This window comes from Aliivibrio sp. 1S175, assembly GCF_001690985.1.
GTDB lineage: Bacteria > Pseudomonadota > Gammaproteobacteria > Enterobacterales > Vibrionaceae > Aliivibrio.
This window is the reverse complement of the sequence record NZ_MAJS01000023.1, coordinates 16,778-41,165: the sequence shown is the minus strand read 5'-3', so window position 1 is coordinate 41,165 and position 24,388 is coordinate 16,778. Positions and strand designations below refer to the sequence as shown.

Below are 24,388 nucleotides of genomic sequence, written 5' to 3'. Positions count from 1 at the left end.
TCGTTTGGTATCAACATGGATCCAGTTATTCGCCGAGCAAAAGAAATCGATCTCTTTCGCTTAAATTCAATGATGTATCAGTTACATGATGAACATCATCAGCAATGCCCTGAACTATTTAAAACAGCCTCTGAAATCGAAGAAGAGAAAAGCATTTCTCGCTACTTAGATGATCCTGATTGTATGATATACGTCGCCGAATTAGATGGTGATGTCATTGGTTTTGTCACTGGGCATTTTTGTGAATTAGTCTCTACAGTAAGTAAAGCGGTGATGATGGCTACTATTGATGAATTGTATGTAGAGCCACAGAGTCGACGTGCAGGAATTGCAGAAAAATTAATGACACGTATTGAGCAAGAATTAAAAGATTATGGAGTAAAAGAAATATTTGTTGAAGTGTGGGACTTTAATCAATCAGCATTGAAATTTTATTATCAACAGGGGTTGAAAGAGCATATTCATTATTTGCGTAAACCTTTGAAAGAGATTGAGATATGAATAAATTCCTAGCTTGCCTCTTATTGCTATCAGCTGCTTTTTCGGTATCTGCGTTTTCTAATGAGTCCTCGTTATCAAAAGGGGCGGTGTGTGTTGTCGATGATGGTTTCAGGGTTGTTCTTATTGAAGAGCTGATTACAGGTAAATTATCATTACCTGGTGGAATCATTGATGAAGGAGAAAGTGGAAAAGAAGCTGCCGAGCGTGAAGTTTGGGAAGAGACTGGCCTTGTTGTCACGGCAAAAGATATCTTGTATCAAGATGAAAAGGCAACGATTTACCGTTGCGTTAGTAATTCTGATATTGTCGCTTTTGATTTACAAACAGCAGATGGTTTCTTTCGTATTCCATCTTGGTTTGCCCCACATTATGGGATAGAAACCGAAGCGGTATATTTAACTGAACCATACAAAGTAGACCCTAATAAATATCGCTATCCTGAACAGTTAGAGCAATTACAGCAATGGTTTGCCAAGCCGATAGATGGTGGAAGTAATATCACTTGGGTTACGAATCTTGTCGGTCAAGCTTCAGATATTCATCAATATGAATTGAAGTTACTCATGTCGTTACGAGAGAGTATTAATGCATTACCAAGTATTGTTAACGTTGTAATTAAAGTATTTTTCACCCTAATTAATGAAACAGGGCAAGAAGCTTTTTTCTATGCTTTATTTGTCGTCGCTTTAGTTTATTTCGGAAGAGAGACTGCGCTGACATTACTGTTTGGTATTATATTAACGATAGTTTTTACTGGCTTAGCGAAACAGGGTTTAGGATTTCCTCGTCCATTTGTTTATGTTCCTCAACTGCAATTAAGTGCAGCAAATGGATTTGGAATGCCAAGCATGAATGCAATGCTTTCTACCGTTATTTACGGCATTTTTTATCTTGCATTAAAAAGAAAACAAGTTACTTCATCTACGTTGAAGATCTTTGGGCAGATTTGTATTTTTTTAATCATCCTTCAATCCTTTGCTCGTGTATGGCTAGGTATTCATTTTCTTAGCGATGTCGTTGCTGGGGTTTTATTGGGTATGATGGTCGTCTATCATTTCTCAAGTTTGCAAAAGAAACATGGCGATTTATTGTATCGAGTTATGGGAAGTGTTTCATTTTGGTTATTAATGGCAGTTGCTACTAGTGGCCTAGCATTTGTCATGTTCTATATGAATTATCTGTATATGGCAGCATTATGCTGGGGAACAACACTGGCACTTGTATTGAAAAAAGAGCACGCCATGCTGGTCTCGATAAAGAGTCGTCTAATTGCATTTAGTTCTATTATTGTTTTAATGATGACCTTTCGCTTTGGTACCTATATGGTTCTAGACGCCTTGCCTTCTGGAAGCATTATTGTTTTAACGATAAAGGCAACAGCAAACTTTTTATTAATATTCTTGATTATTATGCTATCGGGATGGTTACCGAACTTGTTAAATAATCAAAAAAAATAGGTTTATTATAAAATATAATTGGGTTTTTTTAGTTAATACCTAAGACAACCCAATTGTTTTATACTTAAATTGAATGTTCGTCTAGCCATGCTAAGGCTTCATTCTGTACTGATATTCTAGTGGTCTTATATAATTTACTACCAGTAAAATCTCTGTACTTTTCAGCCTCTGGATAAGATTTAGCTGCTGCTAAATTAAACCAAAAATACGATTTTTTCATATCTTGCTTAATATCAATACCCTTAAAATATAAAAATCCAAGGTTACGCATTGCGGTAGCGTTGTTGAGTTCTGCTGATTTTATATACAGAATCTCTGCTTGATGTGTATTTTGAACTAACCCTTTGCCTTGAAGGTACAAATCAGCCAGGTTATTCATCGCATTACTATTTTCTAATTCAATTGCTTTGTTGTACCAATCAATCGCGATAGGGTATTGATTCTCACTTTCATAGATTTTTCCAAGATTGTAATAAGCGATGGCGCTTTTATTTATAGCGGCTTTGGTAAAATACTGAATGGCAAGTTTTGTATTAATATCAGTGCCAATACCTTTAGCATAGAGAACGCCGATTTTATTTTGAGCTTCTATTGAACCGTTATTTGCTGCGCTTGTTAACCAAATTATTGCTTCTTTATAGTTATCTTGGTTTAAGTAGGCAGTACCTTTAAGGTAATCATTATGTGCGTCCGTATTAGCAAACGCGAGGGGGGAACATAATGCTGCAGATAGTAATAGAGTTTTTAATATTAATTTCATTACAGAACCAACTAGTTAGCTAAATATATAGCTGATATGTTAGCAACAAAAGAACAGTACGGCGAGTGATAAATGGATCGTATATTATTATTTGAGAAGCTAAAAACAGTAACGTTATTATGTGAAAATTAGTGATTATTTGATTTGATCATAAAAAGCCACTCTTTATAAATAGAGTGGCTTTAACATGATTATTTGTTTTGAATCGCGATTGAAGGTGGAAAAATATCTGATTTTCTAAATTCTTGCATTACACGTAACGTGATGTCTGTTTCAAATAGTTTTTCGAATTTAATATCAACGACATAAGCTTTACACGTTAATTGAATGGCTAAATAATTATCAGTAATACTTTGTTTAACTAAAACTACAACAGGTTTTGGTAAATGGATATAACGGCTAGAAGAGGCTGCTTCTTGAATAATATCACGAGCCGCATTAATGTCTTGATCCATCCCAATGTAGAAAGGGATAACAACTTGCATATCCAGTGCGCCGTAGTTCCCGCTCATTGCGACTTCATTTAAGAATTTATTGTTTGGGATCGTAATAATATCGTCGTTTAGTGTCTGCATACGAACTGAACGTAAACCAATGGCAATTATATCGCCATAATGTCCTTCAAAAGTGACTCTGTCACCCACTTGAAAAGGTCGGTCGATCATGATGGTTAACCCTGCGATAAAAGAAGCGGTAAGATCTTTTAGTGCAAAACCAACAGAGACAGCTAAAGTCCCCCCAATTAGGGCTAAGACTCTTTCATCAACACGGAAACTGAGCATGAAAACGGTCATACCCGTAGACATATAAATAAAAAATTGGAAGAAAGACTGTAGTTTTTGCATCAACATTCTACGTTGGGCAAATTGGCTACTAATACCATCCACAATTGATTGAGTAAAACGAAGCAATAACCAAGCAATAAAAACAATGATAAATGAGAATGCTACGCCGCTCCATCGGATTAAGCTTGCGAACTGATGTAGGTTATCAAGTGATTGAGGATCTTCAGCAAATGCTGTTTGTCCAAAACTACACGCAATAAGAAAAATAAATAATCGAAGCATATTATTTCACCAATAAATGTTGACGATGAAGAACATTAGTAATGTGACGGAACCAGTGATCAGAAATACGGGCTTTACTGTCATTCCATTCAATATAACCACGGCTTTGGAAGTAACGTAGGGTACTTATTACTTCGGCCATGCTTAAGCGACTGCATTCACTCACGTCAGCAGGTGAGGCTATTTCCAATTGAACAATAGAGCGTAAAACAGCAAGCATAGGTTTTGGCATGGTTTCAAGATCATCAGAGTGTGGTGCTTTAAATAATCGGACAAGAACTGCATTTGAATCTTTATCACGATGAAGAGATAACCTAAAAAATCGCAAGGCAACGGTAGGGTTTCCATCAGAATAATCCCATAGAATACGGTAGAAGCCGTTTTTTGCTCGTTCTTCTTCAGTTAAGTCCTCTTCATCCCATTGTCTTGGTAACACCAACCCGTCAAAAGAAATAGTAGGTGTATTCTCAATGACTGTAATCCGAGATTCCAGTAATTGGCTAATCTGTTTTTCAGCCCATTTAGGCATGAAGGTAACTAAATCAAATAATAAACGCTCTCCACGCGCACGGTCGATAAAGCGCCAGCTTGATTTTTCAATGGCAAGAACAACACGGTGACTTTTTCGTGCTCGGCGAAGTAAATTGGTTAACCTCATTAAATCTGCCAATCCATTAACTTTAGGTTTCACCAAACGTTGAGCATTATCAAAAGCAATTAAATAACATTCTTCGCAGTTTCTTAAATGCTGAAGAATATCTCTTTCTGAAGAATCGCCGCTTAAACCTAATTGAATTGCGAGTTCAGGAAGTAGAGCTGAATATCCATCATAAGGGCAATTAATGTAGATTGGCTGCGCATTTTTTACTTTATTTAAAATACGGTTAAGTAAGGTAGTTGTACCGACACCTCTTTCTCCGGATAAAACGCACACGGCAGGGCTTTCGGTCAGTAAATAGCGGGAGAGCGACGTTATTTCATCTTTAGCATAAGACTCAATTAAAGGGGAGTTTTCTGAACCAGGTGCAATATAGTCAAAAGCCGTTGTCCCTTTTATACGAACTAAGTTAGAGAGTTCTCGCGAAACCTCTGTTTGTTTCGCTACTTCTATTCTAAATAAATAAGCGAGAGCATGACTAAAAGCCGCATATTGAGATAGAGAACTAATAATACTATGTTGAATAGATCGCCAAGATAACCAAGCGGCACTGCAAGCTATTGCAGGAATTGAAATTAAGAAAGTTTGTTGATTACGTACAGCCCACATAATTGATACAGGAAGTGGTTCAATACTGTTAATTCTATCAAAAACCGTTGTTTTCCATTGTTTTAAGGTATAGACAGTCAGTAGGATAAAGAACAAATAAACGAGTGAGTTTATCCATGCATAGATTGTTCCTTGGCCAAGGGTTCTTGACGAGATCTGCAAAATAACCCCTGCGACAATTGCTCCCCAAATATAATGGCGTATTGTTGATAAACGTAAGGCGGTAATGTCTTTTTTATTGTGTTTACTATTACGATAAGTGAACTCAAGAACGAAACTTACAGCGATTGATCCGCCCAATACCCACCAAGTAAAAATCTCTAGGAAGATTAAGTGTTGTAAGCTTGGAAGCGTTGAAATAATCCGTAATGTTACGGTGATTAAAAGTAACCAAGCAATCGCTTTGTGTGCACGAGTTAGATACCAAATACTTCTGATAAATATGTTTGGTTTTGTCGTACCTTCGAGTTTTGAGATTTTAAAGTCGTTGATTAGGCGATCTGAGTTTCTCATCCACCAATTGAATATAAAAAATACGCACAATACTTTAAATATCACACTGATAATAGGAACTGGAGATATCTTTAAATCATGCAATAAGCTTTTAAAGCTGCGGATTTGATAATGTAAATAATATTCAATATTTAACTTAGTAATCGAAAGTTCAGAATAAAACTGAGTGACACCGTATGGACCAAAGCCGGTTAATTGTTCTCGAGTGGTTTGGTCTGTTAACGTTAGCAGTTGTTGCTTACTTAAATTTAAAGAATTAAGTGATTGATGGTTACTTTCTACGATAGACCACTCAGCTTCATTACTGTTATTTCTATATTTTATTAATGCATCTTCAAGATTTTTTGAGTGTTTTTTTTGCTCAATAATCGTGGATGATAAAAGTCGTTTTACTTGAGCGTAATTATTTTTTGAGAAAAAATGCTGCTCTGGAAGTGACTGAATATCCGTTTCAATTTTTTGGGCTTGTGGTGTAATTTCTATTAATTGGTCATCAGAAAGGTCCCAATTGGCATAGCTCAATTGCGGTAAGGTAAAAAGAAAAACAAATAAAAAATAATGAGAAAGTTTTTTCATATAAGCCAAGTAAATGAATAGTATTAATAATACCTTAGCTAAAATTTTTGAAAAAACCAGTAACAAAGGTAGGAATCGCGAACAAAAGAAAATTGCAGTCATTATTTAGTGTCTTTTTATAAAAAATAGACAGATAAAATTGTTTTACAAAGGTATTAATTCTAATTCAAGGTAAAAATCATTAGAATAGAGATAGAAATTTATTCCTTTTCGATGAGCTTACAATGTATTGGTTCTTATTTTTTGGTAGTGTAATTTGTTTAATTATCGTTGTTTTGCACTTTCAATCGATCGAACAGGAAAAAAGAGCAGCAGCACAACGTAAAAATCGCTCTCTGACCTCTTCAAGTCCCGTCACTTTTGATGAAGACGTCGATAGAAAAGATAAAATAGAACGAGCTAAAAATGGCAATATAACCGCTCAACTGGCATTGGGTGCAGATTTAGAACTAGTAGATCAAAACGGTGCGATAAAATGGTACCTTAAAGCGGCAGAGCAAAATAGCCAGCAAGCTTTTTACGCCTTAGTTAGGCTTTACGATGATAATTATGATGATCCAAATTCAAGTGAGAAGTCTAAATTTTGGGCAGCCCGTTTAGGTGATTCAAAAGGGCAACAGGAAGCAACGCTTACTTTAGGAAAGTTTTATTTAGAAGGCATAGGGTGTGATAAAGATATTGATATTGGCACTCAAACTATTACAAATTTAGCATTAAAAAATAACCTTAAAGCACAGCTTTTTCTTGCCCGTTGGTATCAAAAATTACAAAATGGACATCCGGAAGGTTTTTATTGGATGCTAAGAGCCGCTTATCAAGATGATGCGAAAGCTATGGTCACGGTTAGTTCTTGTTATTATCATGGTATTGGCGTAAAGAAGAATGTTTATAAAGCGATTTATTGGTCTGAGCGTGGGGGTGAACTTAAAAGCCCTGAATCTCAATTTCGTTCAGCACAATATAATCAGAAAATATCCTCCTCTCATAACGCAGTGGCTTATATTTGGGCTTACCTTGCTGTTGCGAACGGGTATGAAGACGCTCACAGCTTAAAGAATGATTTAGAAGCAAGTTTACCTTTAGAAAACCTATTAACTATTCAAAATGTCGCTCGTAAATTGCATGGTTTAATGGATGAAAAACCCGTTAAAAAACACTCAGTCATTCGCTTGTTAAATAAATTTTATGTAAGAGAAAACCATTTCCCGCCTGAAGATATCAATGACGAATGTGCGATGTATATAAATTAGCAGTATGATTGTAGATAGATAGTCAAAGCGATAGATACAAAAATGCCAGTCTGTGAAGACTGGCATTTTTTATATCATCGAAGTAGTTATCGATTAATCATCACGCATGATACCAAGAATACTTAGTAAGCTGATGAAGATATTGTAGATAGAAACATACAACGTAATCGTTGCAGAAATGTAGCTTGTTTCACCACCACGAATAATCGATTGTGTAGTCAATAGAATTGCACCTGTTGAGAACAGAATAAACATACCGCTCATAGCAAGGTGTAATAAAGGCATTTGTAGGAAGATGTTCGCTACCATACCAATAAGTAAAACAACAAAACCAGCCATTAACACGCCGTTAAGGAATGATAAATCACGCTTCGTTGTTAGTGCATAAGCGGATGCTGCCATAAATGAAAGCGCAGTACCACCAAGAGCCGTTAAGATCACATCGCCCATACCTGCACCAATGTACATGTTTAGAATTGGACCAATGGTGTAACCTAAGAAGCCAGTAAATAGGAATGTGAATAGAAGACCCATGCTGTTGTTACGGTTCTTTTCTGTTAAGTACAATAGCCCGTAGAAACCAACAAGCATAATGATAATACCCGGACGAGGTAGATTCAGAGCCATTGATACGCCAGCAACAAGCGCTGACCATAGTAGCGTCATAGACAGTAAGAAATAAGTATTACGTAATACTTTATTCGTTTGTAGAGCCGACTCTTGTGTACGAGTTTGGCCGAACATTTGATTATTCATCGTATTCCCCTTGGAATGGACAGACATAAATATATAGACAGTTATGGTGCCTATAGTTCAAAAAATCAAGGAAGTTCTGTTTTTTGAACTGAATTAGTTGAGCTAGAAACCATTTTACACCAGTGTATTAACTTAGGTGATGAAGTTTGTAAGTATCTGTAACAACAAACAGCGATCCTAAGATCGCTGTTTATGTGTTCTATTTGACTTTACAGTCGTCGTTTTAGCCTTTCTTCTTTAATGATGTAAAATCTGGCTTAAAAACAATTGTGTACGATCAGATTGTGGATTTTCAAAGAAATCGATAGGGTTGTTTTCTTCAATAATCTCCCCTGCATCCATAAATATGACGCGGTCAGCAACTTCTTTGGCAAACCCCATTTCGTGAGTTACACACAACATTGTCATCCCTTCATCAGCCAGCTCAACCATTACATCTAACACTTCTCGTACCATCTCTGGGTCAAGAGCTGAAGTCGGTTCATCAAATAACATTACTTGTGGGTTCATACATAATGAACGAGCAATCGCTACTCGTTGTTGTTGACCTCCAGACAGTTGGCCTGGGTATTTATCCGCTTGGTCAGGGATTTTTACACGTTCAAGGTATTTCATTCCCAATGCATCTGCTTCTGATTTAGGCATCTTTTTTACCCAAATGAGGGCAAGTGTGCAATTCTCAAGAACCGTAAGGTGAGGAAATAGATTAAAGTGCTGAAAACACATTCCTACCTCTCTACGAACCGCTTCAATGTTTTTTAAATCTTCAGTCAGCTCTGTACCAGAGACAAAAATGTGACCTTTTTGGTGCTCTTCTAAGCGGTTAATACAACGGATCATGGTAGATTTACCTGAGCCTGATGGGCCACAGATAACTATTTTTTCGCCTTTTTTAACTTGTAAGTTAATATTTTTAAGTACATGAAATTGACCATACCATTTGTTCATGTCTTCTAATTGGATCATATATTCTTGTTGAGTCGTCATAACTACATCCTTGAATTCTGTTAATTATCGCTTGTGGCCTGTATGAAGTTTGTTTTCTAAATAGATGGAGTATCTCGACATCGAGAAACAGAACACCCAGAAAACCAAAGCGACAAAGACATAACTTTCCGTAGAGAACCCTAACCATTCAGGGTCAGTATTGGCGGCTTGACCAATACCTAGTACATCAAACATACCAATAATAAGCACAAGACTGGTGTCTTTAAATAAACCAATAAAGGTATTTACGATAGATGGAATGGTAATCTTTAATGCTTGAGGAAGAATGATTAAGCGCATTTTCTTCCAATAACCTAACCCTAAGGCATCAGCCGCTTCGTATTGACCTTTTGGTATCGCTTGTAAGCCACCACGAACTACTTCGGCCATATATGCGGCACTAAATAGAACAACACCAATGAGTGCTCTAAAGAGTTTATCCAGTTCCATTCCTTCAGATAAAAACAGTGGCAGCATAACCGAAGCCATGAAAAGAACAGTGATAAGAGGAACACCACGCCAAATTTCAATGTAAACGGTACACATACTGCGGATTATTGGCATTTCAGAACGCCGGCCCAGCGCAAGCGCGACCCCAATCGGTAATGAAACAACAATACCTACAATAGCAATAACCAACGTAATTAATAAACCGCCCCAAAGGTGAGTATCGACAACGGGTAGCCCGAATACGCCGCCATATAATAAAAAGGCCGCAAAAAATGGGAAGATATTTACAAATACTAACCAAATAGCCACTTTTTTAGGGGTGTGTTCATAAGCGAGTAACGCAACAAAGATTGCGAGTAGTCCATAAAACAACTGAGGTCGCCAAAGCTCTTCCGTCGGGTAAAATCCATACATGAATTGATCCCAACGCACATTGATCATTACCCAGCAAGCCCCTTCGCTAGAGCAAGCATCTCGTGTTGTTCCAATCCAATCGGCATTGATGAGTGCCCAGCTGACTGCATTCCATAAACCACTAAAGGCTAAATAAGCGATGATAATGGTAAGAAGGGAGTTTGAAGGCCCATTAAATAGATTTTTCTTAAGCCACGTTATTACACCTACCGTATTTACTGGAGGTGGAAGATCTGGCTGAAATTGATGTATGCTCATAGTTACCTCTCAACCAATGCGACTTTACTGTTATAGATATTCATCAAAAATGACGTTAATAAACTCAGGGTTAGGTAAACCGCCATTGTCATGGTAATGATTTCAATAGCTTGCCCTGTTTGGTTGAGCGTTGTGCCTGCAAAAACAGAAACGAGATCTGGATAACCAATGGCCATTGCTAATGAAGAGTTTTTAGTTAAGTTTAAATATTGGCTTGTTAGGGGTGGAATGATGATACGCATTGCTTGAGGAATAACGACAAGCTTCAAGGTTTTATTTCTTGGTAAACCTAATGCCATTGCAGCTTCAGTTTGACCGTGGCTAACCGCATTAATACCGGAACGAACAATTTCAGCAATGAACGATGCAGTATAAACACTTAATGCCACAACTAATGCGGCTAACTCTGGAATAATGCTTATCCCACCTCGAAAGTTAAATCCTTTTAGTTCAGGATATTCAATCGATACAGGCATGCCTGAAATGAAATAGGATAAGGTTGGTAAACCAACGAGTAACATCACAGAGTAACGTAGTACAGGCGTTTGTTGGCCTGTTAGTGTTTGCTTATTATGAGCCCAACGCGATAGAAAAATAATGAATACGATAGCAAGAACAACGGCCATACCAATGAGATTGGATCCTTGTTCAAAAATAGGACCGGGGAAGAACAAACCTCGTACATTTAAGAAAATACTGTCTCCTAAACTAAGACTCTGACGAGGAGAGGGAAGGGCTTGTAAAACAGCGAAATACCAAAAGAAGATTTGCAATAAAAGAGGAATATTTCGGAACGTTTCAATGTATACCGCGGCACATCGGCTGACTAACCAGTTACTGGATAAGCGAGCAATACCGACAGTAAACCCAAGTAGAGTAGCAAATAAAATCCCTAGAACAGAGACTAATGCTGTGTTTAAAAGACCAACAACGAACGTGCGTCCATAGGTATGTGTTTCATCATACTCCACTAAAGACAAACCGATACCAAAGCCAGCTTCTTGATCTAGAAAAGCAAGACCTGTAGCGATACCGCGAGACTCTAAATTGGATAATGCATTGTTAACTATGGAATAAAAGAAAAAGACAAGTGTAGCAACAGCAATCACTTGAAATAAAATTGCACGAAATGTTGGATTATAAAAGAGGTTTTTATTTTTAGATGACATACAACTACAACCTTAAATCCATTTATAAAAGGGGTGAAAACTCACCCCATAAAATTGTATTAGTTTCTATTTATTATTTGGTTCTATTGACCATTAGAATTAACGAATAGGTGCTGCGTACATAAAGCCGCCAGCATTCCAAAGTGCATTCACACCACGAGAAATTTGCAGTGGTGAACCTTTACCTACAGTACGTTCAAAACTTTCACCGTAGTTACCCACTTGTTTCACTACTTGGTAACCCCAATCGTCACGAATACCTAAGCCTTTTCCTTTTGGTCCATCAACACCAAGAATACGTTTGATATTTGGATCTTTAGATTTCAGCATTTGGTCTGCATTCTGCGAGTTAATACCGTATTCTTCAGCATTAATCATGGCATTTAGCACCCATTTATTGATGTTAAACCATTGGTCATCACCTTGACGCACAACAGGCCCTAATGGTTCTTTTGAGATGATTTCTGGTAGAACTTGCGCTGTTTTAGGATCTTTAAGGTTTAAACGAAGCGCATAAAGACCAGATTGGTCAGTAGTCAGCACGTCACATCGACCCGCATCAAATCCTTTAGAGGTTTGGGCGGCAGTATCAAATACGACAGGTTTATATTCCATGTCATTATTACGGAAGTAATCAGCAAGGTTAAGTTCTGTTGTTGTTCCTGATTGAACACAAACAGATGCACCATCAAGTTCTTTAGCACTGGTTAGGCCAAGTTCTTTTTTGACCATAAAACCTTGACCATCGTAGTAGTTAACACCAACAAAGTTAAGGCCAAGAGAGGTATCTCGGTGCAGTGTCCACGTTGTATTACGTGATAACACATCAATTTCACCAGATTGAAGTGCGGTAAAACGCTCTTTAGCTGTTAGTGGAACGTATTTAACTTTAGATTTATCACCTAAGACAGCAGCAGCAACGGCTTGACAAAACTCAACATCAATCCCTTCCCATTCTCCTTTTGAGTTAGGGTTTGAAAAACCTGGAAGGCCAGTACTCACCCCACATTGAACATATCCATTCTTCATTACTTTATCTAGCGTACCTTCTGCAGCGGTAGCTTGTGTAGACATAAGCAGTGCTGAGGCGGTAAGAGCAGCGTAAAGAGTGCTTGTTTTAAATTTCATCTGTGTTCTTCCTTATAATCCATTATTGAACAGGCGTATCACAATCTCGTATGTTGCGTTAGCCATTAGGTGGTACTTAATTGCTACTTTTATAAGCAGCTGTATTTAAACGATATACAATAGTTAATGATTTGTGAAATAGGCTAACAAATAAAATATAGGTAAATCGATCTGCCTTATCCAGTATGGTTGGCGATAAAATCTAGTTTTTTTTTAAATAGCAGTGTTAATGATCTGGTCTGACGTTTAAAGTTGTTAATTAATTGTTAATTTTTATATTTTGTGAATATGTTAAGTCACATTTTATTTTTGACGCTTACCGCCACTACCTTAATGAATAGAAGCAAGGTATATTGTTGATACTAAATAAAAGACTCAGTGAGGATGTAATGAGATATTTTCCCATTTTTATGGATATTCAAAAGCGACCAGTTCTAGTGGTTGGTGGTGGGGAAGTTGCTTGTCGTAAAATCGATATGTTATTACAAGCAGATGCTGATATTACGGTTATCGCACCTTCGATAAAACCGTACTTATCTCGTTATGTTGAACAAGAGAAAATTACGTACCATAAAGGTTTCTATCATCATAGTTTACTTGATAATAAGTACGTGCAAGTATGGGCAACAACAGATAACTCAGAGTTAAATCACCAAGTATATAAAGATGCACATGGTGCAGGGATCTTAGTGAATGTTGTTGATGATACAGGGTATTGTGATTTTATTACGCCATCAATGGTTAATCGTGGTCGTGTTCAAGTTGCGATTTCAAGTGGTGGATCTTCACCCGTTTTAATCCGTATTATACGAGAACAATTAGAGACGCAGCTTTCAACTAAAATTGCGATGTTAGCTGACTTTGGTGCAGATAAAAGAAATGTGGTGAAAAAATATTTTTCAACTGTTGATGAACGTAGAAAGTTTTGGGAAATGTTTTTACGCTCTCCTGATATTGAAACGCTTACGACAAGAAATGAATTAGAACACTTATTCACTCGTTATTTGTCAAATGACATTAGTGTGAGATCTGAACGTAACTGGATTGAATACAATCAAGATACAGAGATGCTAACATTAAAATCATTACGTCTAATGCAACAAGCTGAATGGGTGATATATTTTAATGATTGTCCCTCTGAATTTGTTGAATTATGCCGTCGTGATGCTGAGCGAATTTCAATTAATTCGGAACAAGAAATTGCAGAGTATTTGCAACAAGCAGAAAAAGATCAGGTTCGAGTGACCATATTAATTAAAAAAGGCCACTTGGTATCAAATGCTCAATTACAAACTTATCTATCTAATGATATTTATGTAAAAACACTTTAAGGAAAGTGAATGCAATACTTGATCATAAAAAATGCGATTGCAGAGCAGATTGAAAATGGCATGTTAGAACCTGGACATAAATTACCCTCTGAGCGGGTACTTGCTGACGCTTTCTCAACAACGCGTATTACATTAAGAGAGGCGCTAAATTACCTAGCATTATCAGGAAAAGTCTATAAGGAAGAACGACGAGGTTGGTTTGTATCACAAGAGGCGCTAATTTTTAATCCTGCTCAAGAATTAGATATTTTGAAGGTATGTAAAAAATATAATCGAAGCTATAAAACAGAACTTATTGATTCAAAGCGTATACTAGCGCCGAAAATGGTGGCAGACACATTAAACCTACCTCCTTTTTCATATGTTGTTATATATAGCCGATTGATCATCATTGAAGGAAGAAAAGTTGCGGTTCAATATCAATATTTGCCTGAAGCATTATTTCCATCACTAGCAACAATGGATAACGATATTGATGTTATTTCTCTTTTAAAAGAACAATACTTATTACATTGTCCGAGTTTACGTGTGAAGGTTGGGGTGTTTCCTGCAACAGAAGGTGAGTCGGCTGTATTAAATATTAGCTCTGGAAGTATGTTGATGGACATCCATCAATCTGCAATAAATAACAATAAAAAAGGGTATTTATTACAGGTTATTCGTTGTTGTCATGACGTAATCGAAATTGAAATTAAATAAAGGTTTCAGAAAGCACTGACTTGTTTAATTTGTTCAACCAATTCACTTTCAGTCAGAGGCTCTGAATTGAGGTTAAACTCAGCAGAAGATCCCCCTTTTAGCATATAAACAGTGGTGCCGCAGTGATCATAATGGTACCACTTTCCATCAATACAAACGTCGGTATAGCATTTAGGGTTTCTTAATAAAGTCACAAATCGCTCCTTGATACATTTTGATAACAAATTTAATGTATCGTGCAATAGTGGCTTTATAGTTGATCTAAATCAAACTGAGACTGATTTCATGTTATTTGTTGCTGAATTGTTAACCTAAACGCTTCGGTGCTTGAGCCCCAGCTACTGGTCGATTTACAGAAAGAGTACGACCTTTCTTTAACCCTTTTTCATAATCAGCAGTAATATTGGCCATGGCTTCTCTTAATTGTTGTTTAAAAGTTTCACGGTCAATATTTTTAAATTCTTTATCAATGTAGTCATTAATTTTATTGGCTGATTCATCATCAGGCGCTATTACGGGCAGTTTTTCAAGAGCGCCTTCTATCCAACCGGCTAGAAATGAGTTTACACGCTTAGTGACTTCAAGTTGCCCAGTTCCTGATCCTGAAAAGCTGTTTTTAAATTGGCCTGTTTGTTCATTCATTTCACGATAAACAATATCAAAGGCAAATGCCGCAAAGATTGCGCGATCAGCTGAACCAATAAATTCAGTTTTTTTCAGTCCTTTGTGGTTTAGCAATACCGCCTCAACACCAAAACGGGTGTTAATACCACGAATAATCTTTAAGATATTACTGCCAACATTAGCAGGAAGAAGATGAGAACTTTGTGTTTTACCCATCTTGATAAATTCAATATCATCTTTCTCAAGACCATACTTAAGCATAAGGCGATGCGCCATTCTAATGGCTTGAGCGGCTTCATTCACATTAGCGGAATTACCAAGTTCAAGACATTTAGCGATCTTTTTTAGAGCCTTTTGCTTTGCAGATGACATAGATTTACCTTACTTTTTACGGGGCAACTATTTTACCTGTCTCTCTCTTTATTTGAAAGAAAATTAAAGCTCTTGGATATATTAAATACCTAATTCATCAAACAGCGAGTCATCAGCGTCTTGGTATGAAGATTCTTTTAACGCTGATGCTTGAGAGTTACTTGTTTTATGTTGTTCAAATAGGTCATCGGCATCAAAATCTTCTTCTTGTTCAAATTCTTCAAGCTGAATGAATTCTGTTTTATCCATAGCAAGCTCAAGGTAGAAGATATTATTTTTTTCTGTAGTGAAAGTGACTCGACGTGCCTGTGGGCGGTCTAAATTGGTATCAACAGAAAGGATGACTTGTTTATTTAAAGCCAACATCTTAGGTTGGTTTTGAGAAATTGTGGTTTGTAATGTTTTACGGATTTGCCCTGTAAAATCACCAATAATTTGATTCATTAATTCACCCAATACATCACCAACTTCATCAGATGTATGCAAAATTGCCAATTCTTCTTCAGGGAACCCCATGTTACTCATGTATTTGGTGTATAGCTCTAATGCTGCGTCTTTAGTGAAATTTGTAACCACCAAGCCAGAGAAGCCGCCATCAAAAAGAACAAAGCAACCAAAATCTGGCTTTAAACTCGTTTTAGTGATTTTTTGTACCATAGCAGAATAGTTAACTGAACTTTGTGTCGCTTTACTTAATACGCCAGACATCGAACGGCATAGTATTAATAGAATATCGTCAGTAGTAATGATTTTTGTTTTGTTTTTTTTCATTGCTGGTTTCATAACTTTCTCTAAATAAATAAGGTGCGATGGTGATATAAAAACCTAGCAAAATATATGCCATAGAATACGATACAGACTCTCAACTGCTTACCTTTATATTGGTATAAGCAATTTATTAATTAAGATATAAAATTGTGATTATTTGTCGGATATAGCATAGGCGAGATGTTTTATCCATGCGAGATGTTGTAAAGTGTGTCTAGAACAACATTATAATGCTGAGGATCAGCAATTAAAGGAGCAGGGAGCAATGTTACCAGTATTACCATTCCAATCGACTATCGATCCAACGGTAGTGGATTATCTAGATAAATTAAAAGAAAGTGAATTTAGTGGTGATATAGAAACGACCTATTCAAGTCGCCTAGCTGTTGCAACAGATAACAGTGTTTATCAACAATTGCCACAAGCGGTATTATTACCGAAAAATACGAAAGACGTAGAGTGTTTAGCGTTACTTGCAAATCAAGATACATATAAAACAGTCACCTTTTCACCTCGAGGCGGTGGCACTGGTACCAATGGACAATCTTTAACTAAAGGCATTGTTGTTGATTTATCTCGTTATATGAATCAAGTGCTTGAAATCAATATTGAGCAAGGTTGGGTTAGAGTTCAAACGGGTGTAATTAAAGATCAGCTTAATGATGCACTTCGCCCACATGGTTATTTCTTCGCTCCTGATTTGTCTACCAGTAATCGTGCAACCATTGGTGGGATGATAAACACAGATGCTTCAGGCCAAGGGTCGTTAAAATACGGTAAAACGTCTGATCATGTTTTAGCGGTTACCGCTGTCTTAGCGGATGGTTCATGTTTAGATACCAGTCTTCAATATGATCTTCAGCCAGAATCTGTGCGTTCTATTTTAGATGTTACGGCTTCTGTTTGTCGTAGAAACCGTGTGAAAATTGAAGAAAAATTCCCACCATTAAATCGGTTTCTAACCGGATATGATTTAAAGAACGCATTAAATACAAAGACGGATCAGTTTGATGTCACTAGAGTATTATGTGGTTCTGAAGGGTCATTAGCTTTTCTTACTGAAGCCAAAGTCAATATTACTGCAATTCCAAAAGCCAGAACGTTAATTAATATTAAATACGACACGTTTGATGCCGCATTAAGAAATGCGCCATTTATGGTAGAGGCAAATGCACTCTCTGTCGAAACTATCGACTCAAGAGTGTTGAATTTTGCAAAGCAAGACATTGTTTGGCATAGCGTCAGTGATTTGATTACTGACGTAGCAAACAAAGAAATGCTAGGTTTAAATATGGTTGAGTTTGCAGGGACAGATCTCGACTTGGTTGATCAACAAGTCACGGTTCTCATTACGCAACTGGAATCTTTAATGCAAGCTGAGCAGGCCGGTATTATTGGTTATCAAATCATTAAAGATGTGGCAAGTATTGGTCGTATTTATACCATGCGTAAAAAAGCCGTGGGATTATTAGGGGCAACAAAAGGGTCTGCAAAACCGGTTGCCTTTGCTGAAGATACTTGTGTACCCCCTGAAAATTTAGCAGACTTTATTCAAGAATTTAGACAATTGCTAGATTCACATCAATTAAATTATGGCATGTTTGGTCATGTCGATGCTGGTGTTTTACATGTTCGTCCAGCTTTAGATATGTGTGATCCTAAACAAGAATTGTTAATGCACACTATTTCAGATCAAGTCGTGGCTTTAGTTTCAAAGTATGGTGGCTTGATGTGGGGCGAGCATGGAAAAGGCTTCCGTTCTGAATATGGGCCTGCATTTTTTGGGGAAGAATTATTCCTTGAATTACGAAGAGTAAAGGGCGTATTTGACCCTCATAATAAAATGAATCCAGGTAAAATTTGTACGCCGTTAGATAGCAGTGATGAGCTTGTTAAAGTCAGTGATACAAAACGTGGATATTATGACCGACAAATTCCAATTGAAGTAAGAGATAGCTTTAATCAAGCGATGGAATGTAATGGGAATGGGCTTTGTTTTAATTATGAAACTAGTTCTCCGATGTGTCCGTCAATGAAAATAACGGCAGATCGTCGCCACTCTCCAAAAGGGCGAGCGGGTCTTGTTCGAGAATGGTTGCGTCAATTAGCAGAACAAGGTGTAGACCCTGTTGCGTTAGAACAAGAATTATTGACCAAGCGTCCATCAATAAAACAAATCATTGACCGAATTCGTAATCGTATAAACAAAGAAAAGGAATATGATTATTCGCATGAAGTGCATGACGCAATGATGGGATGTTTGGCTTGTAAAGCCTGTGCAAGTCAATGCCCAATAAAAGTAGATGTACCAAGTTTCCGATCTCGATTTTTAAATATTTATCACAGTCGTTATCAGCGCCCGATGAAAGATTACATGGTGGCTAATATTGAAACTATGCTTCCTATCATGGCCAAAGCACCTGGTATAATTAATGTCGTGCTTAGACAAGGTTTGACTCAAACCCTAACAAAGAAAACGTTAGGTTATGTCGATATGCCATTACTTTCGGTTCCAACATTAAAAGAACGGTGTAAAAATAAAGAAATTTCGACGTTTAATCTTGAAAAGATGACTACGCTTTCCGAAAATGAACGTAAGAAGCATGTATTGATTGTTCAAGATCCATTCACTAGTTATTATGATGCCGAAGTCGTGAGTGACTTTATTGAGTTGATCCAACGGTTAGGTTTAACACCAATATTATTGCCATTTAAGCCCAATGGTAAAGCTCAACATATTAAAGGATTTTTAAAGCAATTTTCGTCGACAGCAAAAACAACGAGTGAGTTTTTAAATCGAATTGCTGAATTAAAAATACCAATGGTTGGGGTGGATCCTGCTTTAGTTCTCTGTTATCGAGATGAATATGACGAGATATTGGCTGATAAACGAGGTGATTTTGTCGTATTGACGGTGCATGAATGGCTTTATCCTCAACTATCATCGTTTGCGAAGGCAACGGTATTTGATAAAAGAGCTTGGCAATTATTTGCCCATTGTACAGAAAAAACTAAATTACCAAATGCAGAAAAGGAATGGGGGGAAATTTTCCGTCATTTTGGACTGATACTAAAGACAGTTCCTGTTGGATGTTGTGGGATGGCTGGAACGTATGGCCATGAGGCAGATAAATTAGAATCATCAAAAGCGATTTATGAATTAAGTTGGAAAGGAAACTTAGCTAATTTGGACATGGAGCGTTCCTTGATAACAGGTTATTCATGCCGTAGTCAGGTTAAGCGATTTGAAGGAAAGCAATTAAAACATCCATTACAAGCGCTACTGACTAATATATAATGATCTAATGTCGCGTTACTTTTTGTAAAAATAACGCGACTTACCTGTAGTAACATAAATACAAATTGTTTTTAGTTTGTTAAATTAATACTGCATTTACTTTACGGGTTAGTATATTGTGTTTGTTGTTTTTACTAGAGTTATAATATAGATGAGTAGCGCTGAACTTATTAGACGCATTCCACAAATGAATGTTTTAGTTTTTACTGAAAAGAGAGAGCGTAGTACCCAGATCCGTCAGTTTTTTCAAAAAGCTGGATTTAAAAATGCGGATAGTTTTAATGTAAATCTGAAAGCATCAAATCTTTCTGTTTATGATTATTATTTTATTGAGTATCACTATGCTGATCATGAAGTGATTTCTGATATTGTTAATTGTGCACGCGAAAAAGCTAAATTTGGAAAGCGTCCTATTTTTATCGTTGATATTGATAACGATGATTCACCAGTTGATGATATCAATGCAAGAGAGCTTTTTCCTGATTTTATAGTAAATAGCCCAATCAACTTTGGTTATATTAATGAACTGATAAAAAAATCATTCAATCTTACGCTTTTAATTGAAAAATTGATCGGTGAAGTAAAAGGTTCTCAATCTGCATTTATCAAACGTGCTCAAACCTATCCTGGTACGTATAAAAATAGAATGCTACTTAATATGACTTTAGAAGAGTTATATAAGGCTAACGATTTTGTAACGTTCAAAAAAGTATATCAACGACACGATAAAAGTGAAATTATGCCTCAAAACTTGATGGCATATTGTCAAATTGTAGAAAAACCTAAAGCAATTCCTGTTCTTGAATTACTGTTGCGTTCAAAGAAATACTTATTCCAAGCAAACTTTATGTTAGCGGATATTTATGCAGAAGCAAAACAACCAAATAAAGTCCAATCATCGTTAGCAAGTGCGTATGAGAATAACCCAAAAAATGATGATGTTTTTTATGCATACTTAACGTTTCTTGTTGAAAATAATAAATCAGCTTTACTGCATAATATGGTGATGAAGCGCTTTTATCATATTGGTATTAATTCAATAACATTAAATAAAATGGTTATTGATATTGCGGATATTGTTTACAAATCAAAAGTTACGTTTAATAAAGAGCAATATCGACGTTTTTTTGGTCAACTGGTCATGACCTTGAAAAAACGTATATCAATGGATAAACGTGATGAGCTACAGGGATATATTAATATTTTTATCGCTCGTCAATTATTTAAACAAGGAAAGCGTTATAAAGCAAAAGCAATTGCAGCAACGTGCTATTACCGTTTTCTATCTGAGCGTAAAGTCGCTTCTGATGAATTTCGTGTTGCCACTTTTGGTGTGCTAGCAATGGCGGGCGAAATAAAGTTGTGTGTCACACTGTATAAAATGTTTGATCAAGCTGGGCTTAAAAAAACGGCCCCTCAGTTATTGCAGCAATCGATGGCCCATTTTCAAAAGTTGAATAAAGTATACCAATGGTTAAGAGCTCAAAAGTCTGCTGATGAAAATAATCTACAATTGATAAAAATCGGTCAAACGTACCCATATTCTTCTGATCTTAATTACATGCTATTAACGCTAACATTAAGAGGGAAGAACTTGATGAAAGACCCAGAAAATATTAAACAATGTTTAGTTGTAATACGTCGAATGGAAAAAACGAATAACACCGCAGGTTACGAAAATGTAATGTCATCTGTAGAGCAAAATAAGAAAATACTCATTGATGTATTGTTAGGTAGCTCATGATTTTATCTGTTTTTTTTTCTTAATAGGTTTTATCCATCACAGAGATAGGAAAGAGTGATTTAGCTTTTTTCTAAAAATAGTCCACACTTAAGTTATCAAAATAAAAGATAGCGATTGCTAGGGGTATACATGATGGAAAATAAAAAAGTAAAACAATACATGAGCGCACGCCCACTTTCTTTGACAGCGGATATGTCATTATCAGCAGCGTTAGACCAATTTATTACTTCACAACATATTGGCGGCCCAGTTGTTAATGAACAAAGAGAAGTGATTGGGTTTATTTCAGAACAAGATTTAATAAAGTCACTGCTTGGTGTGAGTTACCATTGCCAAGATACGCACGTAGTAGGTGATGTAATGAGACAAGATGTCTTAACGGTAACGCCAGAAGATAATATTATCGAGCTTGCACAAAGTATGACAGCGGATAAGCCTAAAATTTACCCTGTTGTGGATGGTGGTAAATTGGTCGGCATTATTACTCGACGTAATGTTCTTCAGGCTATCAGTGAATCAATTGGTCATTGCTTTAAACATCCTGTTTAAGCGGTTTGATTATCTTCCTTTTAAAAAGGCACTTCGGTGCCTTTTTTACGTCTGCATAATTTAGTTCTTGACCTTGGAGTTAACTCTAAGGTCTATAGTTAAAGTAGATAAACAAATTACCTAACGAAAGGATATTCTCATGTGTACAGCCCATAAAACCACCCATAGCCAAGATCATAAGCATAATCCATCAAGCTCATGCTGTGCTGCACCAAAAATTACAGCGATAAAGGCAGAAAGCGCGGTTGCTGATTGCTGTAGCAGCGTTGATAAAGCAACAGATGCGGACTCGTGCTGTGGTAGTGATCCTGGAGAATCAGACCCCTTAGTTGTCATTCCAGCAACAAGTACTTTTTCTCGCAGTTGGCTGATTGCTGACATGGATTGCCCAAGTTGTGCTGCTAAATTAAAAAAAGCGATTATTGCCATTCCAGAAGTGACGGACGCTAACGTTATCTTTGCAACCGAGAAACTGACGGTAAGAACCAATAACGAAGCGGCGTTTGAGCGAGTGATTAGTGTCGCGAAAACCACGGGTTTTCCATTATCTGACATGGGGTCAAAAAACGCATCAGAAAGTGATGCAAAACCATTTTGGCGTAAAAATATTTTATTGATCATCCTTGTTGCCTTTTTAGTCATTGCGACAGGTATTAATTTAGTTAACAAAGAACTCGGGACCATTGCATTTACGGTTGCTGGTTTATTTGGCCTTATTCCAATTGGTAAAAAAGCGGTTCGTTTAGCGATCAATGGCTCTCCATTTTCGATAGAAACGTTAATGACAGTTGCCGCTATTGGTGCTGTGTATTTAGGTGAAACGGTTGAAGCCGCTATGGTTATCTTATTGTTTATGTTAGGTGAACAATTAGAAGGTTATGCGTCAGCGAAAGCTCGTAGTGGTGTCAAAGCGTTAATGGATTTAGTGCCTGATGCTGCAATTCGTATTAAATCGGATGGCACTAAAGAAGAAGTACCAGCATCAGAATTAAACGTAGGTGATAAAGTTCAAGTTTCTCCAGGCGATCGCTTAGCTGCGGATGCTATTTTACTTTCTGAATTCGCTTCTTTTGATGAAAGTGCATTAACTGGTGAGTCAGTTCCTGTAGATAAAAAGGCTAACGATCCATTAATGGCTGGTTCTATTGTTAATGATCGTGTGATTGAAATTCAGATCACTTCGGCACAAGGTGAGAATGCGATAGATCGTATTTTACATCTGATTGAGGAAGCAGAATCTCGCAAAGCACCTTTAGAGCGTTTTCTTGATAAGTTCAGCCGTTGGTACACGCCAGCAATGATGTTGATGTCATTACTGGTTATCATTATTCCACCATTGATGTTTGGTCAATCATGGGACACGTGGATTTACCGTGGTTTAGCTATGCTACTGATCGCTTGTCCTTGTGCGTTAGTGATATCAACACCAGCAGCGATTACTTCTGGTTTAGCTACAGCGGCAAAACGCGGAGCTTTGATTAAAGGGGGCGCTGCATTAGAAGAGCTTGGTCATATTCAAAACATCGCATTTGATAAGACGGGGACGCTAACCCAAGGTAAGCCAGTATTAACTGATATTCGTGTTTTAGTGGAAGCTGAAACCGAAGAAAGTATTTTATTGCAATCAGCCGCGGTTGAAATGGGTTCATCGCATCCTTTAGCAAGAGCCGTAGTAATAAAAGCGCAAGAACAAGGATTAACCGTTATTGAAGCCGATGACCGTGAAACAGTGGTTGGCAAAGGCATTAAGGGTATCGTCAATAACCAACGTATTGAATTGTATGCACCGCAGCAGTTTGATGGTGAGGTTATCCTTGAAATTGAGAGCCAAATTGCCTTTCTAGAGCAGCAGGGTAAAACGGTTGTATTAGTCCTTATTAATGAGCAGATCTCAGGGTTACTTGCGTGGCGTGATGAACTGCGTCCAGATGCAAAAATAGCCATTGAGAAGTTAGTTAAATTAGGTATAAAACCAATCATGCTTACTGGCGATAACGAACGCGCAGCAAAAGCGATTGCTGAAGAGCTGAATATTGACTATAAAGCGGGTTTATTGCCATCAGACAAAGTGAAATACGTTGAGCAGTTAACTGCGCAGGCAAAAACGGCAATGGTCGGTGATGGTATTAATGATGCGCCAGCAATGAAGACCGCTTCTATTGGTATTGCGATGGGTGGAGGAACCGATGTTGCTCTTGAAACCGCAGATGCGGCATTAACCCATAACCGTTTAGAAGAACTTGCACCAATGGTGGCGCTATCAAAAGCAACGCTAAGTAATATTCGCCAGAACATTACGCTAGCGCTAGGATTAAAATCCATATTCTTAGTGACAAGCTTGTTTGGTATTACCGGCTTATGGGTTGCAGTTCTTGCTGACAGTGGTGCAACAGCACTTGTTACCTTGAATGCACTGCGTCTATTGCGCTTTAAAGAAAAATAAACGTACG

At 37.2% G+C, this 24,388-nt stretch carries 20 protein-coding genes; 9 read left to right on the top strand and 11 right to left on the bottom strand.

Features of this window, described 5'->3' with window-relative positions:
* Window positions 1–15: 15 nt before the first annotated feature.
* Window positions 16–501 carry a GNAT family N-acetyltransferase gene (locus tag A6E06_RS09465; protein ID WP_065592485.1) on the top strand — a complete coding sequence of 162 codons (486 nt, stop codon included), beginning with the start codon at window positions 16–18 and terminating at the stop codon, window positions 499–501.
* A complete protein-coding gene (locus A6E06_RS09460) occupies window positions 498–1,958 on the top strand; it encodes a bifunctional NUDIX hydrolase/phosphatase PAP2 family protein (protein ID WP_065592486.1) in 1,461 nt (486 codons plus the stop codon). The genes A6E06_RS09465 and A6E06_RS09460 overlap by 4 nt, the downstream gene beginning before the upstream one ends.
* A 64-nt stretch (window positions 1,959–2,022) precedes the next feature.
* On the opposite strand, the gene A6E06_RS09455 is transcribed toward A6E06_RS09460, so the two are convergent.
* From A6E06_RS09455 to A6E06_RS09445, 3 genes are all read right to left on the bottom strand, one after another.
* Complete coding sequence (locus tag A6E06_RS09455) at window positions 2,023–2,718, bottom strand: tetratricopeptide repeat protein (protein ID WP_065592487.1); 696 nt, start codon at window positions 2,716–2,718, stop codon at window positions 2,023–2,025.
* A gap of 191 nt (window positions 2,719–2,909) precedes the next feature.
* The gene (locus A6E06_RS09450; protein ID WP_065592488.1) at window positions 2,910–3,785 is read right to left on the bottom strand and encodes a mechanosensitive ion channel family protein; all 876 of its coding nucleotides are present in this window, start codon (window positions 3,783–3,785) and stop codon (window positions 2,910–2,912) included.
* 1 nt (window position 3,786) lies between these two features.
* On the bottom strand, window positions 3,787–6,141 hold the full coding sequence (locus A6E06_RS09445; protein ID WP_065592489.1) for an ATP-binding protein: 2,355 nt from the start codon (window positions 6,139–6,141) through the stop codon (window positions 3,787–3,789).
* Between the two features lie 224 nt (window positions 6,142–6,365).
* On the opposite strand from A6E06_RS09445, the gene A6E06_RS09440 reads away from it, so the two are divergent.
* On the top strand, window positions 6,366–7,391 hold the full coding sequence (locus A6E06_RS09440) for a tetratricopeptide repeat protein (RefSeq protein ID WP_065592490.1): 1,026 nt from the start codon (window positions 6,366–6,368) through the stop codon (window positions 7,389–7,391).
* A 93-nt stretch (window positions 7,392–7,484) separates the two neighbouring features.
* Here A6E06_RS09440 and A6E06_RS09435 read toward each other — a convergent pair whose 3' ends face one another.
* The 5 genes from A6E06_RS09435 to A6E06_RS09415 form a co-directional block, all read right to left on the bottom strand.
* Window positions 7,485–8,147, bottom strand: a complete 663-nt coding sequence (locus A6E06_RS09435) for a Bax inhibitor-1 family protein (protein WP_065592491.1) — start codon at window positions 8,145–8,147, stop codon at window positions 7,485–7,487.
* A gap of 237 nt (window positions 8,148–8,384) precedes the next feature.
* A complete protein-coding gene (locus A6E06_RS09430) occupies window positions 8,385–9,134 on the bottom strand; it encodes an amino acid ABC transporter ATP-binding protein (protein WP_065592492.1) in 750 nt (249 codons plus the stop codon).
* Between the two features lie 24 nt (window positions 9,135–9,158).
* Complete coding sequence (locus A6E06_RS09425; RefSeq protein ID WP_065592493.1) at window positions 9,159–10,256, bottom strand: amino acid ABC transporter permease; 1,098 nt, start codon at window positions 10,254–10,256, stop codon at window positions 9,159–9,161.
* Between the two features lie 2 nt (window positions 10,257–10,258).
* On the bottom strand, window positions 10,259–11,425 hold the full coding sequence (locus A6E06_RS09420; RefSeq protein ID WP_065592494.1) for an amino acid ABC transporter permease: 1,167 nt from the start codon (window positions 11,423–11,425) through the stop codon (window positions 10,259–10,261).
* A 99-nt stretch (window positions 11,426–11,524) separates the two neighbouring features.
* Window positions 11,525–12,553, bottom strand: a complete 1,029-nt coding sequence (locus A6E06_RS09415) for an amino acid ABC transporter substrate-binding protein (RefSeq protein WP_065592495.1) — start codon at window positions 12,551–12,553, stop codon at window positions 11,525–11,527.
* A gap of 389 nt (window positions 12,554–12,942) precedes the next feature.
* Here A6E06_RS09415 and A6E06_RS09410 point away from each other — a divergent pair, with 389 nt between their 5' ends.
* Window positions 12,943–13,884: a bifunctional precorrin-2 dehydrogenase/sirohydrochlorin ferrochelatase gene (locus A6E06_RS09410; protein WP_065592496.1), complete on the top strand. Its 942-nt coding sequence runs from the start codon at window positions 12,943–12,945 to the stop codon at window positions 13,882–13,884.
* A 9-nt stretch (window positions 13,885–13,893) separates the two neighbouring features.
* The gene (locus A6E06_RS09405) at window positions 13,894–14,583 is read left to right on the top strand and encodes a UTRA domain-containing protein (RefSeq protein WP_065592497.1); all 690 of its coding nucleotides are present in this window, start codon (window positions 13,894–13,896) and stop codon (window positions 14,581–14,583) included.
* A 5-nt stretch (window positions 14,584–14,588) separates the two neighbouring features.
* Here the strand turns inward: A6E06_RS09405 and A6E06_RS09400 are convergent, their stop codons facing one another.
* The 3 genes from A6E06_RS09400 to A6E06_RS09390 form a co-directional block, all read right to left on the bottom strand.
* On the bottom strand, window positions 14,589–14,777 hold the full coding sequence (locus tag A6E06_RS09400) for a hypothetical protein (RefSeq protein WP_065592498.1): 189 nt from the start codon (window positions 14,775–14,777) through the stop codon (window positions 14,589–14,591).
* A gap of 112 nt (window positions 14,778–14,889) precedes the next feature.
* Window positions 14,890–15,579: a DUF2786 domain-containing protein gene (locus tag A6E06_RS09395; protein ID WP_065592499.1), complete on the bottom strand. Its 690-nt coding sequence runs from the start codon at window positions 15,577–15,579 to the stop codon at window positions 14,890–14,892.
* A gap of 81 nt (window positions 15,580–15,660) precedes the next feature.
* A complete protein-coding gene (locus A6E06_RS09390) occupies window positions 15,661–16,350 on the bottom strand; it encodes a DUF3334 family protein (protein ID WP_176703488.1) in 690 nt (229 codons plus the stop codon).
* A 262-nt stretch (window positions 16,351–16,612) separates the two neighbouring features.
* On the opposite strand from A6E06_RS09390, the gene A6E06_RS09385 reads away from it, so the two are divergent.
* The 4 genes from A6E06_RS09385 (at window position 16,613) to A6E06_RS09370 (ending at window position 24,381) form a co-directional block, all read left to right on the top strand.
* Window positions 16,613–19,645: an FAD-binding and (Fe-S)-binding domain-containing protein gene (locus A6E06_RS09385; protein WP_065592501.1), complete on the top strand. Its 3,033-nt coding sequence runs from the start codon at window positions 16,613–16,615 to the stop codon at window positions 19,643–19,645.
* A 151-nt stretch (window positions 19,646–19,796) separates the two neighbouring features.
* Window positions 19,797–21,389 (top strand): hypothetical protein, encoded by a 1,593-nt coding sequence (locus A6E06_RS09380; protein WP_065592502.1) that lies wholly within the window; start codon window positions 19,797–19,799, stop codon window positions 21,387–21,389.
* Window positions 21,390–21,521: 132 nt separating this feature from the next.
* On the top strand, window positions 21,522–21,938 hold the full coding sequence (locus A6E06_RS09375) for a CBS domain-containing protein (protein ID WP_023603473.1): 417 nt from the start codon (window positions 21,522–21,524) through the stop codon (window positions 21,936–21,938).
* Between the two features lie 139 nt (window positions 21,939–22,077).
* Window positions 22,078–24,381 (top strand): zinc/cadmium/mercury/lead-transporting ATPase, encoded by a 2,304-nt coding sequence (locus A6E06_RS09370; protein ID WP_065592503.1) that lies wholly within the window; start codon window positions 22,078–22,080, stop codon window positions 24,379–24,381.
* Window positions 24,382–24,388: the final 7 nt, after the last annotated feature.